Origin of the sequence: Sinorhizobium sp. NFACC03 (assembly GCF_900103435.1) — a bacterium.
GTDB lineage: Bacteria > Pseudomonadota > Alphaproteobacteria > Rhizobiales > Rhizobiaceae > Ensifer.
The window spans coordinates 128473-146414 of the sequence record NZ_FMXF01000019.1 but is presented as its reverse complement, the minus strand read 5'-3'; the positions used below and the strand labels follow the sequence as shown (position 1 = coordinate 146414).

General features: G+C 62.4%; 15 protein-coding genes. 8 read left to right on the top strand and 7 right to left on the bottom strand.

Annotation, left to right across the window (positions count from 1 at the left end; genetic code table 11):
- The coding region (tdh, locus tag BLU35_RS22590) for an L-threonine 3-dehydrogenase (protein ID WP_093234580.1) at positions 1-757 on the top strand (757 nt) is incomplete at its 5' end.
- A 197-nt stretch (positions 758-954) separates the two neighbouring features.
- Here tdh and BLU35_RS22585 read toward each other — a convergent pair.
- From BLU35_RS22585 to BLU35_RS22575, 3 genes are all read right to left on the bottom strand, one after another.
- Complete coding sequence (locus tag BLU35_RS22585) at positions 955-2754, bottom strand: NAD(P)/FAD-dependent oxidoreductase (protein ID WP_093234579.1); 1800 nt, start codon at positions 2752-2754, stop codon at positions 955-957.
- Between the two features lie 67 nt (positions 2755-2821).
- Positions 2822-3895: a 2,3-butanediol dehydrogenase gene (locus BLU35_RS22580; RefSeq protein ID WP_093234578.1), complete on the bottom strand. Its 1074-nt coding sequence runs from the start codon at positions 3893-3895 to the stop codon at positions 2822-2824.
- A 162-nt stretch (positions 3896-4057) separates the two neighbouring features.
- Positions 4058-5929 (bottom strand): sigma-54-dependent Fis family transcriptional regulator, encoded by a 1872-nt coding sequence (locus BLU35_RS22575; protein WP_093234577.1) that lies wholly within the window; start codon positions 5927-5929, stop codon positions 4058-4060.
- 446 nt (positions 5930-6375) lie between these two features.
- Here BLU35_RS22575 and eglC point away from each other — a divergent pair, with 446 nt between their 5' ends.
- Positions 6376-7773, top strand: a complete 1398-nt coding sequence (eglC, locus tag BLU35_RS22570) for an endo-1,3-1,4-beta-glycanase EglC (protein WP_093234576.1) — start codon at positions 6376-6378, stop codon at positions 7771-7773.
- A gap of 356 nt (positions 7774-8129) precedes the next feature.
- On the opposite strand, the gene BLU35_RS22565 is transcribed toward eglC, so the two are convergent.
- From BLU35_RS22565 to BLU35_RS22550, 4 genes are all read right to left on the bottom strand, one after another.
- Positions 8130-8555: a hypothetical protein gene (locus BLU35_RS22565; RefSeq protein WP_093234575.1), complete on the bottom strand. Its 426-nt coding sequence runs from the start codon at positions 8553-8555 to the stop codon at positions 8130-8132.
- Between the two features lie 382 nt (positions 8556-8937).
- Positions 8938-10320 carry an aspartate aminotransferase family protein gene (locus BLU35_RS22560; protein WP_093234574.1) on the bottom strand — a complete coding sequence of 461 codons (1383 nt, stop codon included), beginning with the start codon at positions 10318-10320 and terminating at the stop codon, positions 8938-8940.
- Between the two features lie 37 nt (positions 10321-10357).
- Positions 10358-11854 (bottom strand): NAD-dependent succinate-semialdehyde dehydrogenase, encoded by a 1497-nt coding sequence (locus tag BLU35_RS22555; RefSeq protein WP_093234573.1) that lies wholly within the window; start codon positions 11852-11854, stop codon positions 10358-10360.
- 118 nt (positions 11855-11972) lie between these two features.
- Positions 11973-12455: an Lrp/AsnC family transcriptional regulator gene (locus BLU35_RS22550; protein WP_093234572.1), complete on the bottom strand. Its 483-nt coding sequence runs from the start codon at positions 12453-12455 to the stop codon at positions 11973-11975.
- Between the two features lie 103 nt (positions 12456-12558).
- Between BLU35_RS22550 and ehuR the strand changes: the two genes are divergently transcribed.
- The 6 genes from ehuR to eutA all read left to right on the top strand — a co-directional run bounded on the left by ehuR (position 12559) and on the right by eutA (position 17939).
- On the top strand, positions 12559-13944 hold the full coding sequence (gene ehuR / locus BLU35_RS22545; RefSeq protein WP_093234586.1) for a MocR-like ectoine utilization transcription factor EhuR: 1386 nt from the start codon (positions 12559-12561) through the stop codon (positions 13942-13944).
- Positions 13945-14066: 122 nt separating this feature from the next.
- Positions 14067-14852, top strand: coding sequence for an ectoine/hydroxyectoine ABC transporter ATP-binding protein EhuA (gene ehuA, locus BLU35_RS22540; RefSeq protein WP_093234571.1), 786 nt, complete (start codon positions 14067-14069; stop codon positions 14850-14852).
- A 72-nt stretch (positions 14853-14924) separates the two neighbouring features.
- Positions 14925-15767 (top strand): ectoine/hydroxyectoine ABC transporter substrate-binding protein EhuB, encoded by an 843-nt coding sequence (ehuB, locus tag BLU35_RS22535; protein WP_502688171.1) that lies wholly within the window; start codon positions 14925-14927, stop codon positions 15765-15767.
- Positions 15768-15838: 71 nt separating this feature from the next.
- Positions 15839-16498 (top strand): ectoine/hydroxyectoine ABC transporter permease subunit EhuC, encoded by a 660-nt coding sequence (gene ehuC / locus BLU35_RS22530; RefSeq protein WP_093234569.1) that lies wholly within the window; start codon positions 15839-15841, stop codon positions 16496-16498.
- A gap of 2 nt (positions 16499-16500) precedes the next feature.
- Positions 16501-17163, top strand: coding sequence for an ectoine/hydroxyectoine ABC transporter permease subunit EhuD (ehuD, locus tag BLU35_RS22525; protein ID WP_093234568.1), 663 nt, complete (start codon positions 16501-16503; stop codon positions 17161-17163).
- Entirely contained in the window at positions 17163-17939 is a 777-nt protein-coding gene (eutA, locus tag BLU35_RS22520) for an ectoine utilization protein EutA (protein WP_093234567.1), read from the top strand. Before ehuD ends, eutA begins: the two co-directional genes overlap by 1 nt.
- Positions 17940-17942: the final 3 nt, after the last annotated feature.

The window sequence follows — 17942 nt, the reverse complement described above, 5'->3', positions numbered from 1 at the left end:
CCATATCGTCTGCGGCAAGTGCCGCAACTGCCGCGCCGGCCGTGGGCATCTGTGCCGCAACACGCTCGGCGTCGGCGTCAACCGGCCGGGCTCCTTCGGCGAGTTCGTCTGCCTGCCGGAATACAACGTCGTGCCGATCCCTGAGGACGTGCCGGACGAGATCGCGGCAATCTTCGATCCGTTCGGCAATGCCGTGCACACCGCCCTTTCCTTCGATCTCGTCGGCGAGGATGTGCTCGTCACCGGCGCCGGGCCGATCGGCATCATGGGGGCACTGGTTGCCAAGCGCTCGGGTGCGCGCAAGGTGGTGATCACCGACATCAACCCGACGCGGCTGGCGCTCGCCAAAAGCGTCGGCATCGATTACGTCGTCGACGCCTCGAAGGAGAACCTTGCCGACGTGATGAAGGCGATCGGCATGACCGAGGGCTTTGATGTCGGGCTGGAGATGTCGGGGGCGGCACCGGCCTTCCGCGACATGATCGACAAGATGAACAATGGCGGCAAGATCGCCATCCTCGGCATTGCGCCGGCCGGCTTCGAGATCGACTGGAACAAGGTGATCTTCAAGATGCTCAACCTCAAGGGCATCTACGGTCGCGAGATGTTCGAGACCTGGTACAAGATGATTGCCTTCGTGCAGGGCGGTCTCGATCTATCCCCGGTCATCACCCACCGCATCAGGATCGACGAATTCCGCGACGGCTTCGAGGCCATGCGCTCCGGCAATTCCGGCAAGGTGGTGATGGACTGGTAAGGCCAGTGAGGTGCCCGCACGACGTGATGCGTGGTCCCTGGAACGACCATAGATAGGCGTTCTGGTTTCAACAATCCGGCGTTCATATCGTCCGCCGTTTCGGACGCCGATCCAGATGGCCCGTCCGAAGCTGGCCTGGTCGTCTCGCGAACGCGGGGAGAGGGCGGGCAAGCCGCCCTCTCGTCGGCTCACTTTTGTCAGCGTTTGTGATGAACGCTTTGCAGGCCGTAGACCGGTGTCTGGATACCTTCCAATCGTGCCTTCAGTTGCAGCGAGAGATATTGCGAATAATGGCGCGACTGATGCAGGTTGCCGCCGTGGAACCAAAGCGCCTCCTGTTGCGTCGGCTTCCACATGTTGCGCTGCTCGCCCTCCCAGGGGCCGGGGTCTTTCGGCGTATCGGAGCCGAGCCCCCAGACCTTGCCGATCCGGTCGGCGGTCTCCTGGTCGATGAGGTCCGCGACCCAGCCGTTCATCGAGCCGTAGCCCGTCGCATAGACGATGACGTCGGCCGGGATTTCTTTGCCGTCAGACAGTTTTACGGAGGTCTCGGTGATCTCTTCCACCTGTCCCGCGGCAAGCTTCACCTTGCCATCGATGATCAGCTGTGAAGCGCCGATGTCGATGTAGTAGCCGGATCCGCGGCGCAGGTACTTCATGAAAAGACCCGACCCATCCGCCCCCCAATCCAGCTGGAAGCCGGCTTTCTCCAGCGCCGCGTAGAAGTCGGCGTCGCGCTCGCGCATCTTGTCGTAAAGCGGGATCTGGAACTCGTGCATGATCCGATAGGGCAGCGAGGCGAAGATGAGGTCCGCCTTGCCCGTCGTCACGCCATTTGCCAGCGCCTGTTCGGAATAGAGCCCGCCGAGGCCTAGATCCATTAGCGTGTCGGACTTGACGATATGGGTTGTCGAGCGTTGGATCATCGTGACGTCGACTCCCGCTTCGTAGAGCGCGGCGCAGATGTCATGGGCCGAATTGTTCGAGCCGATCACGACAACCTTCTTGCCCTTGTAGCCATCCGGCCCCGGATGCTGCGAGGAATGATGCTGCTCGCCCTTGAAGCGCTCGCGGCCCTTGAAATCCGGGATGTTCGCCTTGCCGGACATGCCGGTCGCAAAGACGAGCTGTTTCGGCCGCAGCACCACTTCCTCGCCGTCGCGGTCGACCACGATCGTCCATTGCTTCGTGGCTTCGTCCCATTTGGCCGATTTAGCGGTGGAGCGGGTCCAGTAGTTCAGCTCCATCACCTTCGTATAGAATTCCAGCCAATCGCCGATCTTGTCCTTTGGCGCAAAGACCGGCCAGTTCTTCGGGAAGTCGATGTAGGGCAGGTGATCGTACCAGACGGGGTCATGCAGGCAGAGCGACTTGTAGCGCTTGCGCCAGCTGTCGCCTGGCCGCTCGTTCCTTTCGAGGATGATGGTGGGCACGCCCAGCTGACGAAGCCGAGCGCCGAGCGCAATGCCGCCCTGTCCGCCGCCGATGATCACGACATAGGGCTGGTTTTCATAGCCGAGCGTGCGCTCCTCATGCTCGCGCTCCTCTTTCCAGGTCTTTGCGCCGACATTCTGGCCGTGCTTGGCGCCGAGCGGGCGGGTAAAGCCGGACTTCTCCTCGTGGCCCTTGAGTTCGGCCAGCGCCGTCAGCAGCGTCCAGATAAGGCCGTTCTTGATGCGCACGAGGCCATAGCCGCGCCCGGTCGCCGTCTCGAACGAGATCCAGCTTTCGAGCACGCCATCGGTCTCGGTCGCTTCCTCGCCGGCGGCGACGCGCCAATTGGAGGGCTTTGCAAAGGCGAGCTGCGCATCAAGCATGTCGCGCACCTGATCCCGACCCTCGACAGTCTTGATGTTCCAGGTGAAGGCGACGAGGTCGCGCCAGTAGCATTCCTCGGCGAAGAGCTTGGCTGCATCGTCGATGCGGCCGGTTTCGAGCGAGTCGCCAAAGGCATCAAGCAGTGTCTGAACGCGGGTGGTGGGGGTCTTCTCGAGCATCGTTTCTCCTCCTGCTCTTTGATGGAAAACGGGACGGCTCCTCAACCGTCCCGCAACGCGGACCGGCCTAACGCTTCAGGTCGATCAGAATTTTCAATTGGGTGCCGGCGGGATCGAGTAGCTTGTCGAACCCTGCCGAAACCGCCTCGCCGAGCGAGACATATTTGGTGACGATGCGGCGGGCCGGAATCTGGCCGCTGGCGATCAGGCGCGCGACACGCGGCCAGTAGTGGGTCGGGTAGGCCCAGGAACCGCGGATATCGATGTCCTTGAAGGTCACATCGAACCAGTTCAGCGGGTTTTCTCCGGGGTGAAGGCCGGTCTGTACGACGACACCCTGCTTGCGCACGGCGCTTGCGCAGGCCTTGAGCGCATGTTCGTTGCCGACGCATTCGATGGCGACGTCGCAGCCGACACCGCCCTCGGTCTCGGCCTGGACGACGTCGCTGACCTTTTCCATCTTCGGATTGATCGTGCGGACGTCGTCCAGCGCTTCCTTGGCCAGCGACAGTCGCGTCTCGTTGGGGTCGGAGAGGAAGATCTTCGAAGCGCCGGCGGCCCGCGCAGCCATGGCGACGAGAATGCCGATCGGCCCGGCGCCGGTGATCAGCACGCTGCTGCCGGCGGTGACGCCGCCGCGGTCGCAGGCGTAAACAGCGACTGCGGTGGGCTCGATCAGCGCGGCCTCCTCGTCGGACAGTGCATCGGGAATGGGTTGGACATTGTAGTCGTTGAGAAGGGCTGCTTCCGCCATCCCCCCGGAATGCCAGGAGAGGCCTGCAAGTGCGAGGTTGGCGCTCAGGTGAAATAGACCGCGATCGGCGTAATAGTCGCCACGGCGGGGCATGATAAGCGGTTGGACCGAGACCCGGTCGCCCGGCTTCACATGGCTGACCCCTTCGCCGACTGCCTTCACGACGCCGCCGAATTCATGACCAAGGATCTGTGGTCCATGGGCGCCGGTGAAGGGATGCGGCTCTTTCGGGATGAAGATCGGCCCATAGGCGTATTCATGCAGATCGGTCCCGCAGATGCCGCAAAAACGGTTCTCCACCAGCACCTCGCCCGGCCCGGGCTGAGGCGGGGCCTCGACATCGTCAATGCGGAGATTCCTGGCTGCGTGAAAGCGCAGAGCTTTCATTTGTGTTTCCTCCTGTTGTTCTTGCACAGGAGGGACAGCAAGCAGCATGCCAGATCGCCAAGTTGCTATTTATTGAGCAATATCAATTGCTTAAAAACGATCGCAGCCGAATGTCTCGTGGAATGCAACAGTTGCTGCGCAACAGGTGTTGCAGGCGTTGCGTCAGTTGGGACGCTTCAGGCGTCGGTGGATGGTCGAGCGGTTGACGCCGAGCTTCCTTGCAAGTGCCGAGATGTTGTCGCCGCAGTCTCGCAGCGCCTGTCTCAATGCATCGTCCTCGCCAGGCAGCGAACCGACCTGAGCGGCGAAGAGACGTTCCGGCAGGCACTCGGTATCGATGAGGCCCCCTTCGGAAAGGGCGGCGGCGACCCGCAGGACGTTGGAAAGCTCTCGCAGATTTCCCGGCCATTCATGCGCCAGCAAGGCCGCCCGGGCGGCCTTGTCGATGCGGTAGGGCTCGTTGTTCTCCTTCTCGATACGAGCGAGCAATTGGTCGATCAGCCAGCCGAGATCCTGGCGCTCTCGCAAGGCTGGGAGGCAGAGCGTTGCGGCGTTCAGGCGGTAATAAAGATCTTCTCGGAAACGGCCTTCCTTCACCAGTTCCGCGAGATCGCGGTGGGAGGCGGAAACCACCCGCAGGCGGATCGGGCGCGCCTTCAGGGCGCCGACCGGCTGGACCTCATTTTCCGAGAGCACGCGCAACAGCCGGCTTTGCAGCGAAAGCGGCATGTCGCCGATCTCGTCGAGGAACAGGGTGCCGCCGTCGGCATCCTCGATCAGGCCGCGCTTGCCCTTCTGGCTGGCGCCAGTGAATGCGCCGGGCGCGTAGCCGAAGAGTTCGGACTCGATGAGGTGCTCCGGGATTGCCGCGCAATTGACGGCGACGAAATTGCCGGTGTCGCCGCAACTGTCATGTATCGCGCGCGCAAGATATTCCTTGCCGCTGCCCGTTTCCCCTTGAATGAGAATAGGGATGCGGCGGGTTGCAAGTTTCGCCGCGCGGGTTTGCACCCGTTCCATTGCGGCGTCGCCGCGACTGAGATCGCGCAAAGCCCGGGGGAGGCGCGGTTCCGGTCCGGCAGGCGTGCGAAGGCTGACGACGGGCGCGATGGCGCTCGCGAAAAGGACCAGACCACTCTTGGCTCGAAGCAGGCGTTCGCCGTTCGGCCGGCCGCGCATGAAATTCGGCAGGTCGTCTACGTCGATATCGAAAATCTCCGAAACCGGAAGGCCAAGGAAATCACGCGTTCTAAGGCCGCGGATGTTCATCGAGCGGGCGAGTGCGCCAAAACCGCCATGGGTCATGCCAGTGATACGCCCGCTGCCATCCAGAGCGATGGCGGCGTCCGGGTCGACATCAAGGAATTCCGGGGAGCGCGCAAGCCGCAGGACCCAGTCATTGCGGGTACGGGTCATGAGATTGGCGAGCTCGATCCGCCGCGCAGTGGCGGACACCAGATGCAGCGCCAGTTGCTGGCTCGCCTTGGCGGAGGGTGACCGGAGCTGCGAGATGTCAAGCACGGCGGTAAGGTCGCCAAGCGTGTCGAAGACGGGCGCCGCCGTACAGGTCAGTCCGATATGGCTGGCGTCGAAATGATCGTCCTGATGAATGATGACCGGCTCGCCGGAGACGATGCAGGCCCCGACGGCACAGGTACCTGCTCGGCTCTCCGACCATTCCGAGCCGAGATAGAGCCCCGCCTTGCGCAGCTGGTTGTCGAAAGTCGGGTCGCCCATGAAATCGACGGTGACGCCACGCGCATCGGATAGCAACAAAACATAGTTCTGTTCGGCGACCTGGTTGAACAGCCCTTCAAGGCCGGAGCGGCCGATGCGGATAAGTTCTTCAGCCTGTTCGCGATGCTCGCGCAGCTTCGATCCCGGAACGATATAGGCTTCCTGCGCGATCGTCGGATCCAGCTTATAATCATTGAGGCAACGAAGCCAGGATTGGACCACCGGTGCATCGCGCGGGCTCGCAGCGCCCAAGCCAACACGCTCTATCTCACGTATATGCGATAGCGGCGTTATCATCGATCGGCCTCCCAAGCGGGAAGCTGACACACTCTCGGCCTATCGACAATCCATATCTATCAATAGGCAAAGCAGCGACCGGGGGGCTCCCGCGAGCTATCGATCGGAATCCGCGCCATCGTGATGCTGCCCGTCCTAAGTATCGCGTCGCCGGCGTATATGCTGCTTTCCGATTGATCGGAGCGCAGATGCGTTGCTGCTCGTGCAACGTCCGTCGGGCCAGAAGATAGTTTCAGGCTTGGCGAATGATGAGCTTCAGGCGACCGCATGATGCGTGACTGGCCCGACACCGGCGCCCCTTGGGAGCCAATCGGCGGCCAGCTACTGCATCACAGTTGAAGAATGCGTAGGGGCAAAAGAGTTGGAGGTGTGGGCGACAGGCCACAGTCAGAGATGCTAGGGGTGCTCACCGGGAAGGGGCACTCTATCAAGCAGGAGACTTCTCCATGAGCAGAACTGCCATGAACGCCCTAGGACAGCCGGTCTATTACAGCGGAAGTTCGACGGCATGGTATTCCGCAAGCGGATCCGGACCGAGCCTTTACGGCACGCCCGCCAACGATTCCATCTGGGGCGACAGTTCCGTCGACGTAACGATGGTCGGCGGCACGGGCGACGACATCTACTACCTTTATTCATCGACGAACCGGGCCGAAGAGGCCCCCGGCGAAGGCGTAGACACGATCGATACGTGGATGAGCTACACCTTGCCGGAGAATTTCGAGAACCTGACCGTCACCGGCAACGACCGATATGCGTTCGGCAACAGTGCCGACAATATCATCACCGGTGGTTCGGGCAGCCAGACCATCGACGGACGCGCAGGCAACGACGTGCTCATCGGCGCCGGTGGAGCCGATACCTTCGTGTTCGAACATGGCAACGGCAGCGACCTCATCGCCGATTTCAGCTCCAACGACACGGTCCGCCTCGATGGCTATGGCTTCACCTCGTTCGAAGAGGTCCTGGCCAATTCTGCCCAAGAGGGCGACGATCTCCGCCTTCATCTCACCGAAGGCGAAAGTGTGGTCTTCGCCGATACGACAGCCGACCAATTGCAGGAGAGCCAGTTCAAGCTGAGCCTGGACCGGTCCGCCTTCACGCAGACTTTCTCGGATGATTTCGACACGCTTCAACTTCGCAGCGACACAGGCGGTGTCTGGGATGCGAAATACTGGTGGGCGCCGGAAGATGGGGCAACGCTAACCGAAAACGGAGAGCTGCAATGGTACGTCAATCCGAGTTATGAGCCGACCGCTTCCATCAACCCGTTTTCAGTCGAGGACGGCGTGCTGACGATCACCGCCGAGCGCGCCTCGGAAGAAATCCAGTCCGAGATCGGTGGCTATGATTACACGTCCGGGATGCTGACGACCTATTCGTCCTTCGCCCAGACCTATGGCTACTTCGAGATGCGGGCCGACATGCCGGACGATCAAGGCGCCTGGCCCGCTTTCTGGCTGCTACCCGCCGACGGCTCCTGGCCGCCGGAACTGGACGTCGTCGAAATGCGCGGGCAGGACACCAATACCGTGATCACCACCGCCCACTCCAATGAAAGCGGCGAGCACACCGTGAGCCGAGACGGAGTGCAGGTCGCCGATACCGATGGGTTTCACGACTATGGCGTGCTTTGGACGGAGGATGAGATCGTCTGGTACTTCGACGACACGGAGATCGCCCGCACGGACACGCCCGCGGATATGCACGAGCCGATGTATATGCTCGTCAATCTCGCGGTTGGAGGGATGGCCGACACGCCTAATGACGACTTTGCCGACGGCGCGGAGATGAAGATCGACTCCATCGAGGCGTACTCGCTGGACTCCGACTGGGATATCTAAGCCGACGACGAAGGGTCGGCCGCTTTCGGAGCGGCCCACCCTGCCAAACGGCCATGTCATGACCATACGCAGCGTCTGTACGGATGGGCTCCAGGATCCATGTGAGCAGCCTTCGTCGGGTTCCGTGGCGAACCGGACGTCACTACCCGACGCAACGGCCAGGACGCGAGGGACGGCCACATCAGCGCCAGTCTGTGCTTCCGGTTCCTCTATCGTCTTGCAGGGTTTCGAGAAGCAAGCTCATTTCCCCGAGCGCAACGGTTTGGGACATGGCAATGTCCACAAGCGCGTCTCTGAACCGGCTGCGCTGCGAGGCGTCGCGTCGCTGCAAGCCTTCGAAACGCGCTGGGCAAAGGTCACTCTCTGGGTGCAGCACGATTGCTCACCTCCTGCACCACGCCGGACGAATGGCGAACCTGGCGCGCTTGTCGTAGCAGATAGGAACCCAACTCTGCGGCTGCGGCGATATCGGCGAAGAGCAGGCCGGCCTCAGCCATGGTGCCGTCGTCGAGCGTATCTGTTTCCTCCGGGTCGAAATCATCCAGCAGTTCGAGAATTGCCGCGATCCTACGCCGTTGCTCGCCGGCCGCGGTCAACAGGCTCCGCTCGATCCGCTCGCGCTCCAGCCTCTCAAGGTCGCGCAGGGCCTCGCCCACGCGGTCACGGCATTCGCAGTCGACGGCGCTGCTCAAGACCGCGCCGTGCATCCGTGCGATCGCACGGCTGATGTCCTCTTTTGTCTGGGCCAATATCGGTGTCATCGCGGGTTGGGCTGCTCGCATTACGTTTGTTCCACGTCCAGAGTTGCGTAGCGGCATCTTTCGGCGCTGCGCAATCACGATCCGGCATTTCGACCTCCAGCCTAAAGGCAAGTGCCAGCGGGTTGTTTGAACCAGCGCAAACACTGACGGTTTTCTATTGAAGTGCGGGCCATGGCCGGGGGCCTGGCACCGAAAGCGGGGTGATGCATAGGCGCAACCCCATCGTCGGCGGAGGCGGCTGCCGGCACACGGGGGCGAAGCGAGCACCTGGGGGAGGTAGCTGGGAGGGCCTCGACCAGCTAGAGCTTGAGCCGGCCGCAAACCGCGGCCGGGCAGCCAGGAGGAAGCTATTGCGTCCATTTCCTCCTCGCTCGCGTTAGTCATCCTTGCGTGTCGGCCGGCGTCACTTTCCCGAACCGAGAACGGAGGTGATCGCGCCTGCGGCGGCGTTCACGACGATGTCTGCCTCTTCCTTCGTCAGGCAGAGGGGCGGCGCGAAGCCGAGGATGTCGCCTTGGGGCATGGCGCGGCCGATGACGCCGCGTTCCAGGAGGGCGACGGCGATCTGTGGGCCGACCTTTTTTGCCGGGTCGAAGAAGGCCCGGTCGTCCTTGTCCTCGACGAACTCGACCGCCGCCATCAATCCGTCGCCACGCACCTCGCCGACATGCTTGTGGTCGGCAAGCGCTTTCGCCAGTTCCGAGCGGAAATAGGCGCCGGTTACGCCGGCGTTCTCGACAAGGTCCAGCTCGTCGATCAGTTCGAGATTGGCAACGCCCGCGGCCGCGCAGATCGGATGGGCGGAATAGGTCCAGCCATGGCCGATCGCGCCCAGCTCGTCAGAACCCTGCACCAGCACCTGCCACATCTTGTCGGAGACGATCGTGCCGGAAAGCGGCGCGTAGGCAGAGGTCAGGCCCTTGGCAATGGTGATGAGGTCGGGCTTCATGCCGTAATGGTCGGAGCCGAACATCGTGCCGAGACGGCCAAAGCCGGTGACGACCTCGTCGGCGACGAGCAGGATGTCGTATTTTTCGAGCACAGCCTGGATCTTCTGCCAGTAGCCCTTCGGCGGCGGCACGATGCCGCCGGTACCGAGAATCGGCTCGCCGATGAAGGCGGCGATCGTCTCCGGTCCTTCGGCCAGGATCATCTCTTCGAGCTTGTCGGTGCAATGTTGCGAGAACTGCTCTTCATCCATCGACCGGTCCGGGCGGCGGAAGAAGTAGGGCGCTTCCGTGTGCAGGATCGGCGCGCGCGGCAGGTCGAAAGCGTTGTGGAAGAGATGCAAGCCGGTCAGCGAGCCCGTCATGACGCCGGAACCATGATAGCCGCGCCAGCGTGAGACGATCTTCTTCTTTTCCGGCCGGCCGAGGATGTTGTTGTAGTACCAGATCAGCTTGATGTTGGTCTCATTGGCATCCGAGCCTGAAAGACCGAAGTAGACACGGCTCATGCCCTGAGGCGCGCGATCGATGATCATCTTGGACAGCCTGATCGAGGCTTCCGTGCCGTGGCCGACATAGGCGTGGTAGTAGGCCAGGTTCTTGGCCTGCTCAGCGATCGCGTCGGCGATCTTCTGCCGACCGTAGCCGACATTGACGCAGTACAGGCCGGCAAAGGCATCAAGGCTCGTCCTGCCGTTGGTGTCGGTAATGTGGACGCCTTCGCCGCCGCCGATCACGCGGGTCGGCGTCTCGCCGCGGGCATGCATGCCCATATGCGTAGACGGGTGGAAGAAGTGATCACGGTCCCAGGCGCTCAGTTCGTTGCTTTTCTCGAGCATGGTCTTTCCTTTCGCGTATGAAATCTTGCGCCCGCCCTCAGGCGGCCGTGTCGATGCAGAGATATTTGAGTTCCGTGAAGGCTTCGATGCCGTGGCGGGAACCTTCGCGGCCAAGGCCCGACTGCTTCCAGCCTCCGAAAGGGATGGGTCCGCCGGTGATCTTCACGCGATTGATCGCGACCATGCCGTACTCAAGCGCGCGTCCAAGACGCATCTGGCGCGCCCCGTTCTCGGTGACAACATAGGCGACGAGGCCATATTCGGTGTCGTTGGCACGGGCGATCACTTCGTCCTCGTTGTCGAAGGCCGTGACGGCCGCCACCGGACCGAATGTCTCCTCGCGCATGATCAGTGCCTCGTCGGGCACGTCGGTCAGAAGCGTGGGCTCAAAGAAAAGTGGCCCGGCGAGGTGGCGTCGTCCGCCGACTGCAAGTTTGGCGCCATGCCGCAAAGCGTCCGCAACCTGGTCTTCAACCTTGGCGATCGCTCGTTCGTGCATCAGCGGCCCGATTTCGCTGTCGCAGTCGAGCCCGACGCCGACCTTCAAGCGCGCGATCCGAGCGGCAAAGGCCTCCTCAAAGGCCCTGAGGATCGGCCGCTCGACATAGATGCGATTGGCAGCGAGGCAATCCTGGCCAGAGGTCGCGAACTTGGCGGCGATTGCGATATCGGCTGCCTTCTCCACGTTCGCATCGGCGAAGATGATCAGCGGCGCATGGCCGCCGAGTTCCATGACCAGCCGCTTCATGGTCTGAGTGCACTGGCCGGCAATCAGCTTGCCGATCTCCGTCGACCCGGTGAAGCTCATGGCGCGGATGCGCTTATCGGCAGTCATGCGGCCGACAATTTTGGCGGCGTTCCCTGTCACCACGTTGAAAATACCTGAGGGCAGGCCGGCTCGCTCGCCGAGTTCGGCAAGTGCAAGCGCTGAAAGCGGCGTCTCGCTGGAGGGATGTGCAACGACGGTGCAGCCGGCGGCAAGGGCTGCCGCGGCCTTGCGGGTGATCATGGCGGAGGGGAAATTCCATGGCGTCACGATGCCGACGACGCCGAGGGGCTCGCGGCGCACGATCATCTCGGCTCCAGTAAGATGGCTGGTGACGCTTTCGGCGTTGAGGCGCCTTCCTTCCTCGGCATACCATTCGATGAAAGAGGCGGCGTAGTCGATTTCGCCGCGCGACTCAGCAAGCGGTTTGCCCTGTTCCAGCGTCATCAGCAGCGCAAGATCTTCCCGGGCCTCCAGCATCAGGTCATGCCACTTGCCCAGGATCGCGGCGCGCTGTTGCGGCAGCATGCTGCGCCAGGCGGGCAGCGCGTCGCTCGCGGCCGAGATGGCCTCCCCGGTCTGTTCGGCATCAAGAGCGGCGACCCAGGCGAGCGTCGCCGACGAGGCGGGATCCGTAACCTTGAAACCGGCACCGTGATGGCCGGAAATCCAGCGGCCGCCGACATAGGCGAGTTCCCTGAGCAGGTGCGGATCGGCAAGGCGGGCGAGGGCGTCGTGAAAGGTCGTGCGGGCAAATACGGCGGTCATGGCGGCCTCCTCGGGTTGTCTGGAGGAAGTCTGCCAGAGAGCGGGCGACAGATTGTCTATTGCCGGCGCCGGCACCAGAGACATTGTCCAAAGGCAACGCTGACCGTAGACAATCTCTCTATTCGGAGGCAGGAAGCAGCGTCTCGAGCGGCAGCACGGTCTCCTCCTTCACTGTCTTGGTGACGATGTAGGTGAAATAGCGGTCGATGCCGAGTTCGCGGTCGAGCAGGCTGTCGACAAGGCGCTGGTAGGCATCGATATCGGGCGCCATGAACTTCAGGATGTAATCGACGCCGCCGCCGACCGACCAGCAGGCGACGATTTCGGGCGTTGTAGCAACCGCCCGCTCGAAGCGTTCGAAATCCGCCTGGCGATGATTGGCGAGCGTCACTTCCATCATTACGCTGGCGACCGGTGCCAAGCGTCGCACGGCAACACGCGCGTGATAGCCCGTGACGATGCCCGCCTTCTCAAGCTTGCGCAGGCGCAGCCAGCAGGGGGTCGGCGAAAGGCCCGCTTTTTCCGCCAGCGCCAGCTTGGTGATGCGCCCGTTTTCCTGGATCGCTTCCAGGATGCGCAAGTCGATGGCGTCGAGCTTCATGAGGGCCGCCCTCCGGGCGCAGATCGTGTCAAAGTGGAGGAAAAGACAATGGGAAACCATTTTGGCGTTGTCAATTGAACTGATTTTGAGCACTGTTGAAATCATGACAAATTGGCGACCCGACATATCCCAATTGCGCCGGCCGGCCTATCTCTCCCTCGCCGAGCAGATCGCCCGCGCCATTCAGGAAGGCCATTTGCCGAACGGGACGCGTCTCTTGCCCCATCGCAAGCTCGCCGACGACCTGAAACTCTCCGTGCAAACCGTCAGCCGTGCCTATGACGAACTGATCCGGCGCGGGCTGATTTCCGGTGAGATCGGGCGCGGGTCTTTCGTGCAGACAAGGCCGAAGGAGCCTGAACCACCCTACCTGCCGGAGCGTCTTGGTGAATTGGTCGATCTCTCGATCCTGAAGCCTGTCTGCGACCAGTTACACTTGGAGCGCATGCGCGAGGCCTTTGGGTGGCTGGCGGAGAACCTGCCATCGAGTTCGGCGCTTTCCTTCCGGCCGAACATGGTTTTCCCGCGCCATCGCAACGTCGCCGCCGAATGGCTGGCGCGCTGCGGCCTTGATGTGTCGCCGCTCAATATCAGCCTGACGAACGGCGCCACCTCGGGCATGACCGTGGCGCTGATGAGCGTCGCTCCGCCCGGTTCCACCATCGCGACGGAGGCGATCAGCCACCACACGCTGGTGCCGCTCTCCACCTATCTCGGCCTTCATCTTGAAGGTTTGCCGATCGACCGCGAAGGAATGGTCCCGGAAGCCCTCGATGAGGCTTGCCGTACCGGCGTCATCCGCGCCGTCTTCCTGCAGCCTTCAGTGATCAACCCGACTGCGGCGTTGATGGGGCCAGAGCGCCGGCAGGTGCTTGCCGAAGTCGCGCGGCGCCACGATATCGCGATCATCGAGAATGACATCCTGGGACCGCTGGTGGAGGACAGGGCGCCGCCGATTGCGGCCTATGCGCCGGAGCGCACGCTGTACGTCACCAGTTTCACCAAGATCACGGTGCCGGGCCTGCGGATCGGCTATTTGGCCGCGCCGGACCGCTATGTCGCGGCTGTCGCCAACCGCCATCTTGTCACCAACTGGATGGCGACGCCTTCGATCGCGGAGATCGCGACGCTCTGGGTCAGCGACGGCACGGCGATGGAACTCGTCAACTGGCAGCGACGCGCCCTTGGCGTTCGCCACGCGATCGCGCAGGAGGCGCTCGCAGGCTTGCCTTACTGCGCCCATCCACAGAGCCTGCATGTCTGGCTGCCGCTGCCGGAAGGACATACGGAAGAAGGTTTTGTTTCTCAGGCTCGCCTGCGCGGCGTTGCGATTGCGCCTGGTTCTTCCTTCCGCACTGCGGAGCAAGGCTGGCAGCCGGCGGTGCGCATCTCCCTGGGCTCGACGACCGAGCAGGAACTCCGCACGGGCCTCGGCATCCTCGCCTCGCTGGCCAGCGGAAATCCGGAAGCGCTGCTGCTCGCGATTTGAAAGAATTGCTCGCCAATTGGGCAGCGCAGCAATAATTGTACTGATATTATTATTCGGATTGACATGATTTTGATAGCCGCGCATCGTTGCGCCATCACTTGTCTCAATAGGGAGAGACATGCATGGCAGCGCCGATCATCCGCATTGACAACATCACCAAACGCTACGGTCCGCTGACCGTACTCGACGGTCTGTCGATGGACGTGCTGCCTGGCGAAAAGCTGGCGCTTATCGGCCCCTCCGGCTCGGGCAAGACGACGATCCTGCGTATTCTCATGACGCTCGAGGCGATCAGCGGCGGCCATATCGAAGTCGACGGCGATCAGCTCTTCCACATGCCGAAGAACGGTAGTCTCGCGCCGGCCGACGACCGTCATCTGCACAAGATGCGCGAGAAGATCGGCATGGTCTTCCAGCACTTCAACCTGTTCCCGCACAAATGCGTACTCGACAATGTCACGCTGGCGCCGAGGCTGACGAAAGGCGTCGCAAAGGCGGCGGCCGAGAAGCGGGCGATGGAGCTTCTCGACATGGTGGGCATGGCCGACAAGGCGAAGAACATGCCGGCGCAATTGTCCGGCGGACAGAAGCAGCGCGTGGCGATTGCCCGCGCGCTCGCGCTCTCGCCAAAGATCATGCTGTTCGACGAAGTGACCTCCGCGCTCGACCCGGAATTGGTCGAAGAAGTGCTGAACGTCATGCGCAAGCTCGCTGTCGAAACCGACATGACCATGCTGCTCGTCACCCATGAGATGGGCTTCGCCCACGATTTTGCCGATCGCATCCTCTTCTTCGACCGCGGCAAGATCGTCGAGGAAGGCAGGCCGGACGAGATATTCCGCAATCCCAAGCAGGAACGCACACAGACCTTCCTGCGCAAGATCATCGCGGCAGGGCACCGCGTCTGAGTGGCTCTGCCGCCCGGAAACAAGGCTCCAAACAACAACCAGGGACAGCCAGAGGAGTTCGGAACAATGAGCATGAGGACGTTTTTGACCATGGCCGCCAGCGCGGGCGCCCTGACGGCAGCCGTTGCCGCAGCACCGGCTTGGGCCGACGACAAACTTGAGGAGCTGAAGGAACAGGGGTTCGCCCGTGTCGCCATCGCCAACGAACCGCCCTTCACCGCGGTCGCCGCCGACGGCAAGGTTTCCGGCGCAGCACCGGATGTGGCGCGCGAAGTCTTCAAGCGCCTTGGCGTTGAAGACATCGTGGCGTCGATTTCGGAATATGGCGCGATGATCCCGGGTCTTCAGGCCGGCCGCCACGATGTCATCACCGCCGGCCTTTTCATGAAGCCGGAGCGCTGCAGTGCCGTCGCCTATTCCGAGCCGATCCTCTGTGACGCCGAAGCCTTCGCACTGAAAAAGGGCAATCCGCTGAAGCTCAAGAGCTACAAGGATATCGCCGACAATCCGGACGCCAAGATCGGCGCCCCGGGTGGCGGCACGGAAGAGAAGCTTGCGCTTGAGGCCGGCGTGCCGCGCGATCGCGTCATTGTCGTGCCGGACGGCCAGAGCGGCCTGAAGATGCTGCAGGACGGCCGTATTGACGTCTATTCTTTGCCGGTACTTTCGATCAACGATCTTGTCGCCAAGGCGAACGATCCCGGCGTCGAAGTCGTGGCGCCGGTTGAAGGCGCTCCGGTCTATTGCGACGGCGCGGCCTTCAAGAAGGGGGAGGAAGCCTTGCGCGATGCCTTCGACGTCGAACTCGCAAAGCTCAAGCAGTCGGGCGAGTTCGCCAAGATCATCGAGCCCTACGGTTTCTCTGCCGCCGCCGCGATGTCGACGACGCGCGAAAAGCTCTGCGCCGCCAAGTAAGCGCTGATCCAAATCGGCCTCTCCCCGACCCGGGGAGAGGCAGCCATCTCTCGCTCGTATATGGAAGAACGATGACCGACTGGTCCGGTTACATAGGGCTGATCCTGCAAGGCGCGCTCGTGACGCTTGAGCTCACCGTGCTCGGCTCCGTGCTCGCTCTCGTCATGGCGTTCGTCGCCGGCCTCGGGCGGGTCAGCGGCTTCCTGGCGGTTCGCGCCCTCGCCACTACCTATATCGAATTCTTCCGCGGCACCTCGATCTTCGTTCAGCTCTTCTGGGTCTATTTCGTGCTGCCGTTTGCCGGCCTCACGCTGTCGCCGCTCCAAGCCGGCGTCCTGGCTCTGGGGTTGAATGTCGGAGCCTATGGAGCCGAAGTCGTGCGCGGTGCGGTCAAGGCGATCGGCCGCGAGCAACGCGAGGCCTGCATCGCTCTCAATCTCTCCCGCTATCAGTCGATGCGTTACGTCATCCTGCCCCAGGCACTGCCGCTCATGCTTCCGACCTTCTGCAACAACGCGATCGAACTTTTGAAGGGCACCGCCGTCGTCTCGCTAATCTCGCTCACCGATATGACCTTCCAGGCGCAGGTGGTGCGGGCCCAGACCGGCAGCACGCTCGTTCCTTTTGCAACGATCCTCGTGCTCTACTTCCTGATGGCGCTCGCCATCTCCCATGGCATGCGCTGGCTGGAACGCCGGGTAACGCGCGGCCTTGATGGCGTGAGGACCTGACGATGGAATGGGACTGGAATTTCGTCTGGGAGATCATGCCGACCCTCATCGAGGGCCTGAAGATCACCATTCTGGCGACCGTGTTCGGCGCAGCACTCGCCGCCGTCATCGGCCTGGTCTTTGCCATCCTGCGCATGACTGCGCCGAAGCCGATCGCGCGGGCCACGGCCTTCATCGTCGAGTTCATTCGCGGCACGCCGCTGCTCGTCCAGCTCTATTTCATCTTCTACGTCCTGCCGGACATCGGCATTCGCCTTCCGGCAATGCTAGCGGGCATCATCGGCCTTGGGCTGCACTATGGTACCTATGCGGCGGAGGTCTATCGTGCCGGCATCGAGAATGTGCCGCGCGGCCAATGGGAGGCGGCGAAAGCGACGAACCTCACCGGCCGCCAGACCTGGATCCATGTGATCTTGCCGCAGGCGATCCCGCCGATGATCCCGGCGCTCGCCAACTATCTGATCGCGATGTTCAAGGAGACGCCGCTGCTCTCTGCCATCACCGTGCTCGAGTTGATGAACCAGGCGAAAAGCGTCGCCAACAGCAGCTATCGCTATATCGAGCCGATGACGCTCGTCGGCGTCTTCTTCCTGATCATGAGCCTGATTTCTGTCGTCTTCCTGCGCTGGCTGGAGGAACGTTACGCACGGGTGGAGGAACGCTGATGCAGACGTTCGACCTTATACTTGCCTCACGTGCACCCAAACTGGACGACCGTCCGATGGACAAACGCATCGGCCTGATCATCCTTGCGACCGATCACACGACGGAAGTGGACTTCCAGCGCATCGTGGCGAGCGAGCGGATCGGTGTCTATGCGACCCGCATTCCCTATGCCAATCCGGTGACGCCGGAGAACCTGCGTGCCATGCAGCCGTCCCTGACATCAGGGGCGGCGCTCATCCTGCCTGACGAGCCTCTCGATGTCGTCATGTATTCCTGCACCTCCGCCTCCGTCATCATCGGTGACGCCGAAGTGAAGGCGGCCGTGCGCGCCGCCAAGCCGAGCGCTGCCGTCGTCACGCCCACTGCCGCTGCCGCCTCAGGCCTCAAGGCATTCGGCGCGAAGCGGATTTCCGTGTTGACGCCCTATACCATCGAAACCAGCAAGCCGATGGCCGACTATTTCCTGGCGCGGGGCTTCGAGATCGCCCGCTTCACCTGCCTCGGCCTCACTGACGACCGGGAGATGGCGCGCATTTCTCCGGACGAAATCGTAACCTTCGCGAGACAAGCGACTGCGCCCGATAGCGACGCGCTCTTCATCTCCTGCACGGCGGTGCGGGCGGCGGGCGTGGCGGCTGAGATCGAGGCCGCCATCGGCAGGCCGGTCGTCACCAGCAACGTTGCCACCGCCTGGGCCTGTTTGCGCCTCTGCGGCGATGAGACGGTGCGGCCGGGACTCGGCCGTCTCATGACGCTCGCCTATTCGGACCAGTAGCTC

Bases quoted from the DNA above. Each gene is read 5' to 3' on its own strand.
- BLU35_RS22585 (WP_093234579.1), bottom strand. From the start codon at position 2,754: ATGCTCGAGAAGACCCCCACCACCCGCGTTCAGACACTGCTTGATGCC.
- BLU35_RS22580 (WP_093234578.1), bottom strand. From the start codon at position 3,895: ATGAAAGCTCTGCGCTTTCACGCAGCCAGGAATCTCCGCATTGACGAT.
- BLU35_RS22575 (WP_093234577.1), bottom strand. From the start codon at position 5,929: ATGATAACGCCGCTATCGCATATACGTGAGATAGAGCGTGTTGGCTTG.
- eglC (WP_093234576.1), top strand. From the start codon at position 6,376: ATGAGCAGAACTGCCATGAACGCCCTAGGACAGCCGGTCTATTACAGC.
- BLU35_RS22565 (WP_093234575.1), bottom strand. From the start codon at position 8,555: ATGCGAGCAGCCCAACCCGCGATGACACCGATATTGGCCCAGACAAAA.
- BLU35_RS22560 (WP_093234574.1), bottom strand. From the start codon at position 10,320: ATGCTCGAGAAAAGCAACGAACTGAGCGCCTGGGACCGTGATCACTTC.
- BLU35_RS22555 (WP_093234573.1), bottom strand. From the start codon at position 11,854: ATGACCGCCGTATTTGCCCGCACGACCTTTCACGACGCCCTCGCCCGC.
- BLU35_RS22550 (WP_093234572.1), bottom strand. From the start codon at position 12,455: ATGAAGCTCGACGCCATCGACTTGCGCATCCTGGAAGCGATCCAGGAA.
- ehuR (WP_093234586.1), top strand. From the start codon at position 12,559: ATGACAAATTGGCGACCCGACATATCCCAATTGCGCCGGCCGGCCTAT.
- ehuA (WP_093234571.1), top strand. From the start codon at position 14,067: ATGGCAGCGCCGATCATCCGCATTGACAACATCACCAAACGCTACGGT.
- ehuB (WP_502688171.1), top strand. From the start codon at position 14,925: ATGAGGACGTTTTTGACCATGGCCGCCAGCGCGGGCGCCCTGACGGCA.
- ehuC (WP_093234569.1), top strand. From the start codon at position 15,839: ATGACCGACTGGTCCGGTTACATAGGGCTGATCCTGCAAGGCGCGCTC.
- ehuD (WP_093234568.1), top strand. From the start codon at position 16,501: ATGGAATGGGACTGGAATTTCGTCTGGGAGATCATGCCGACCCTCATC.
- eutA (WP_093234567.1), top strand. From the start codon at position 17,163: ATGCAGACGTTCGACCTTATACTTGCCTCACGTGCACCCAAACTGGAC.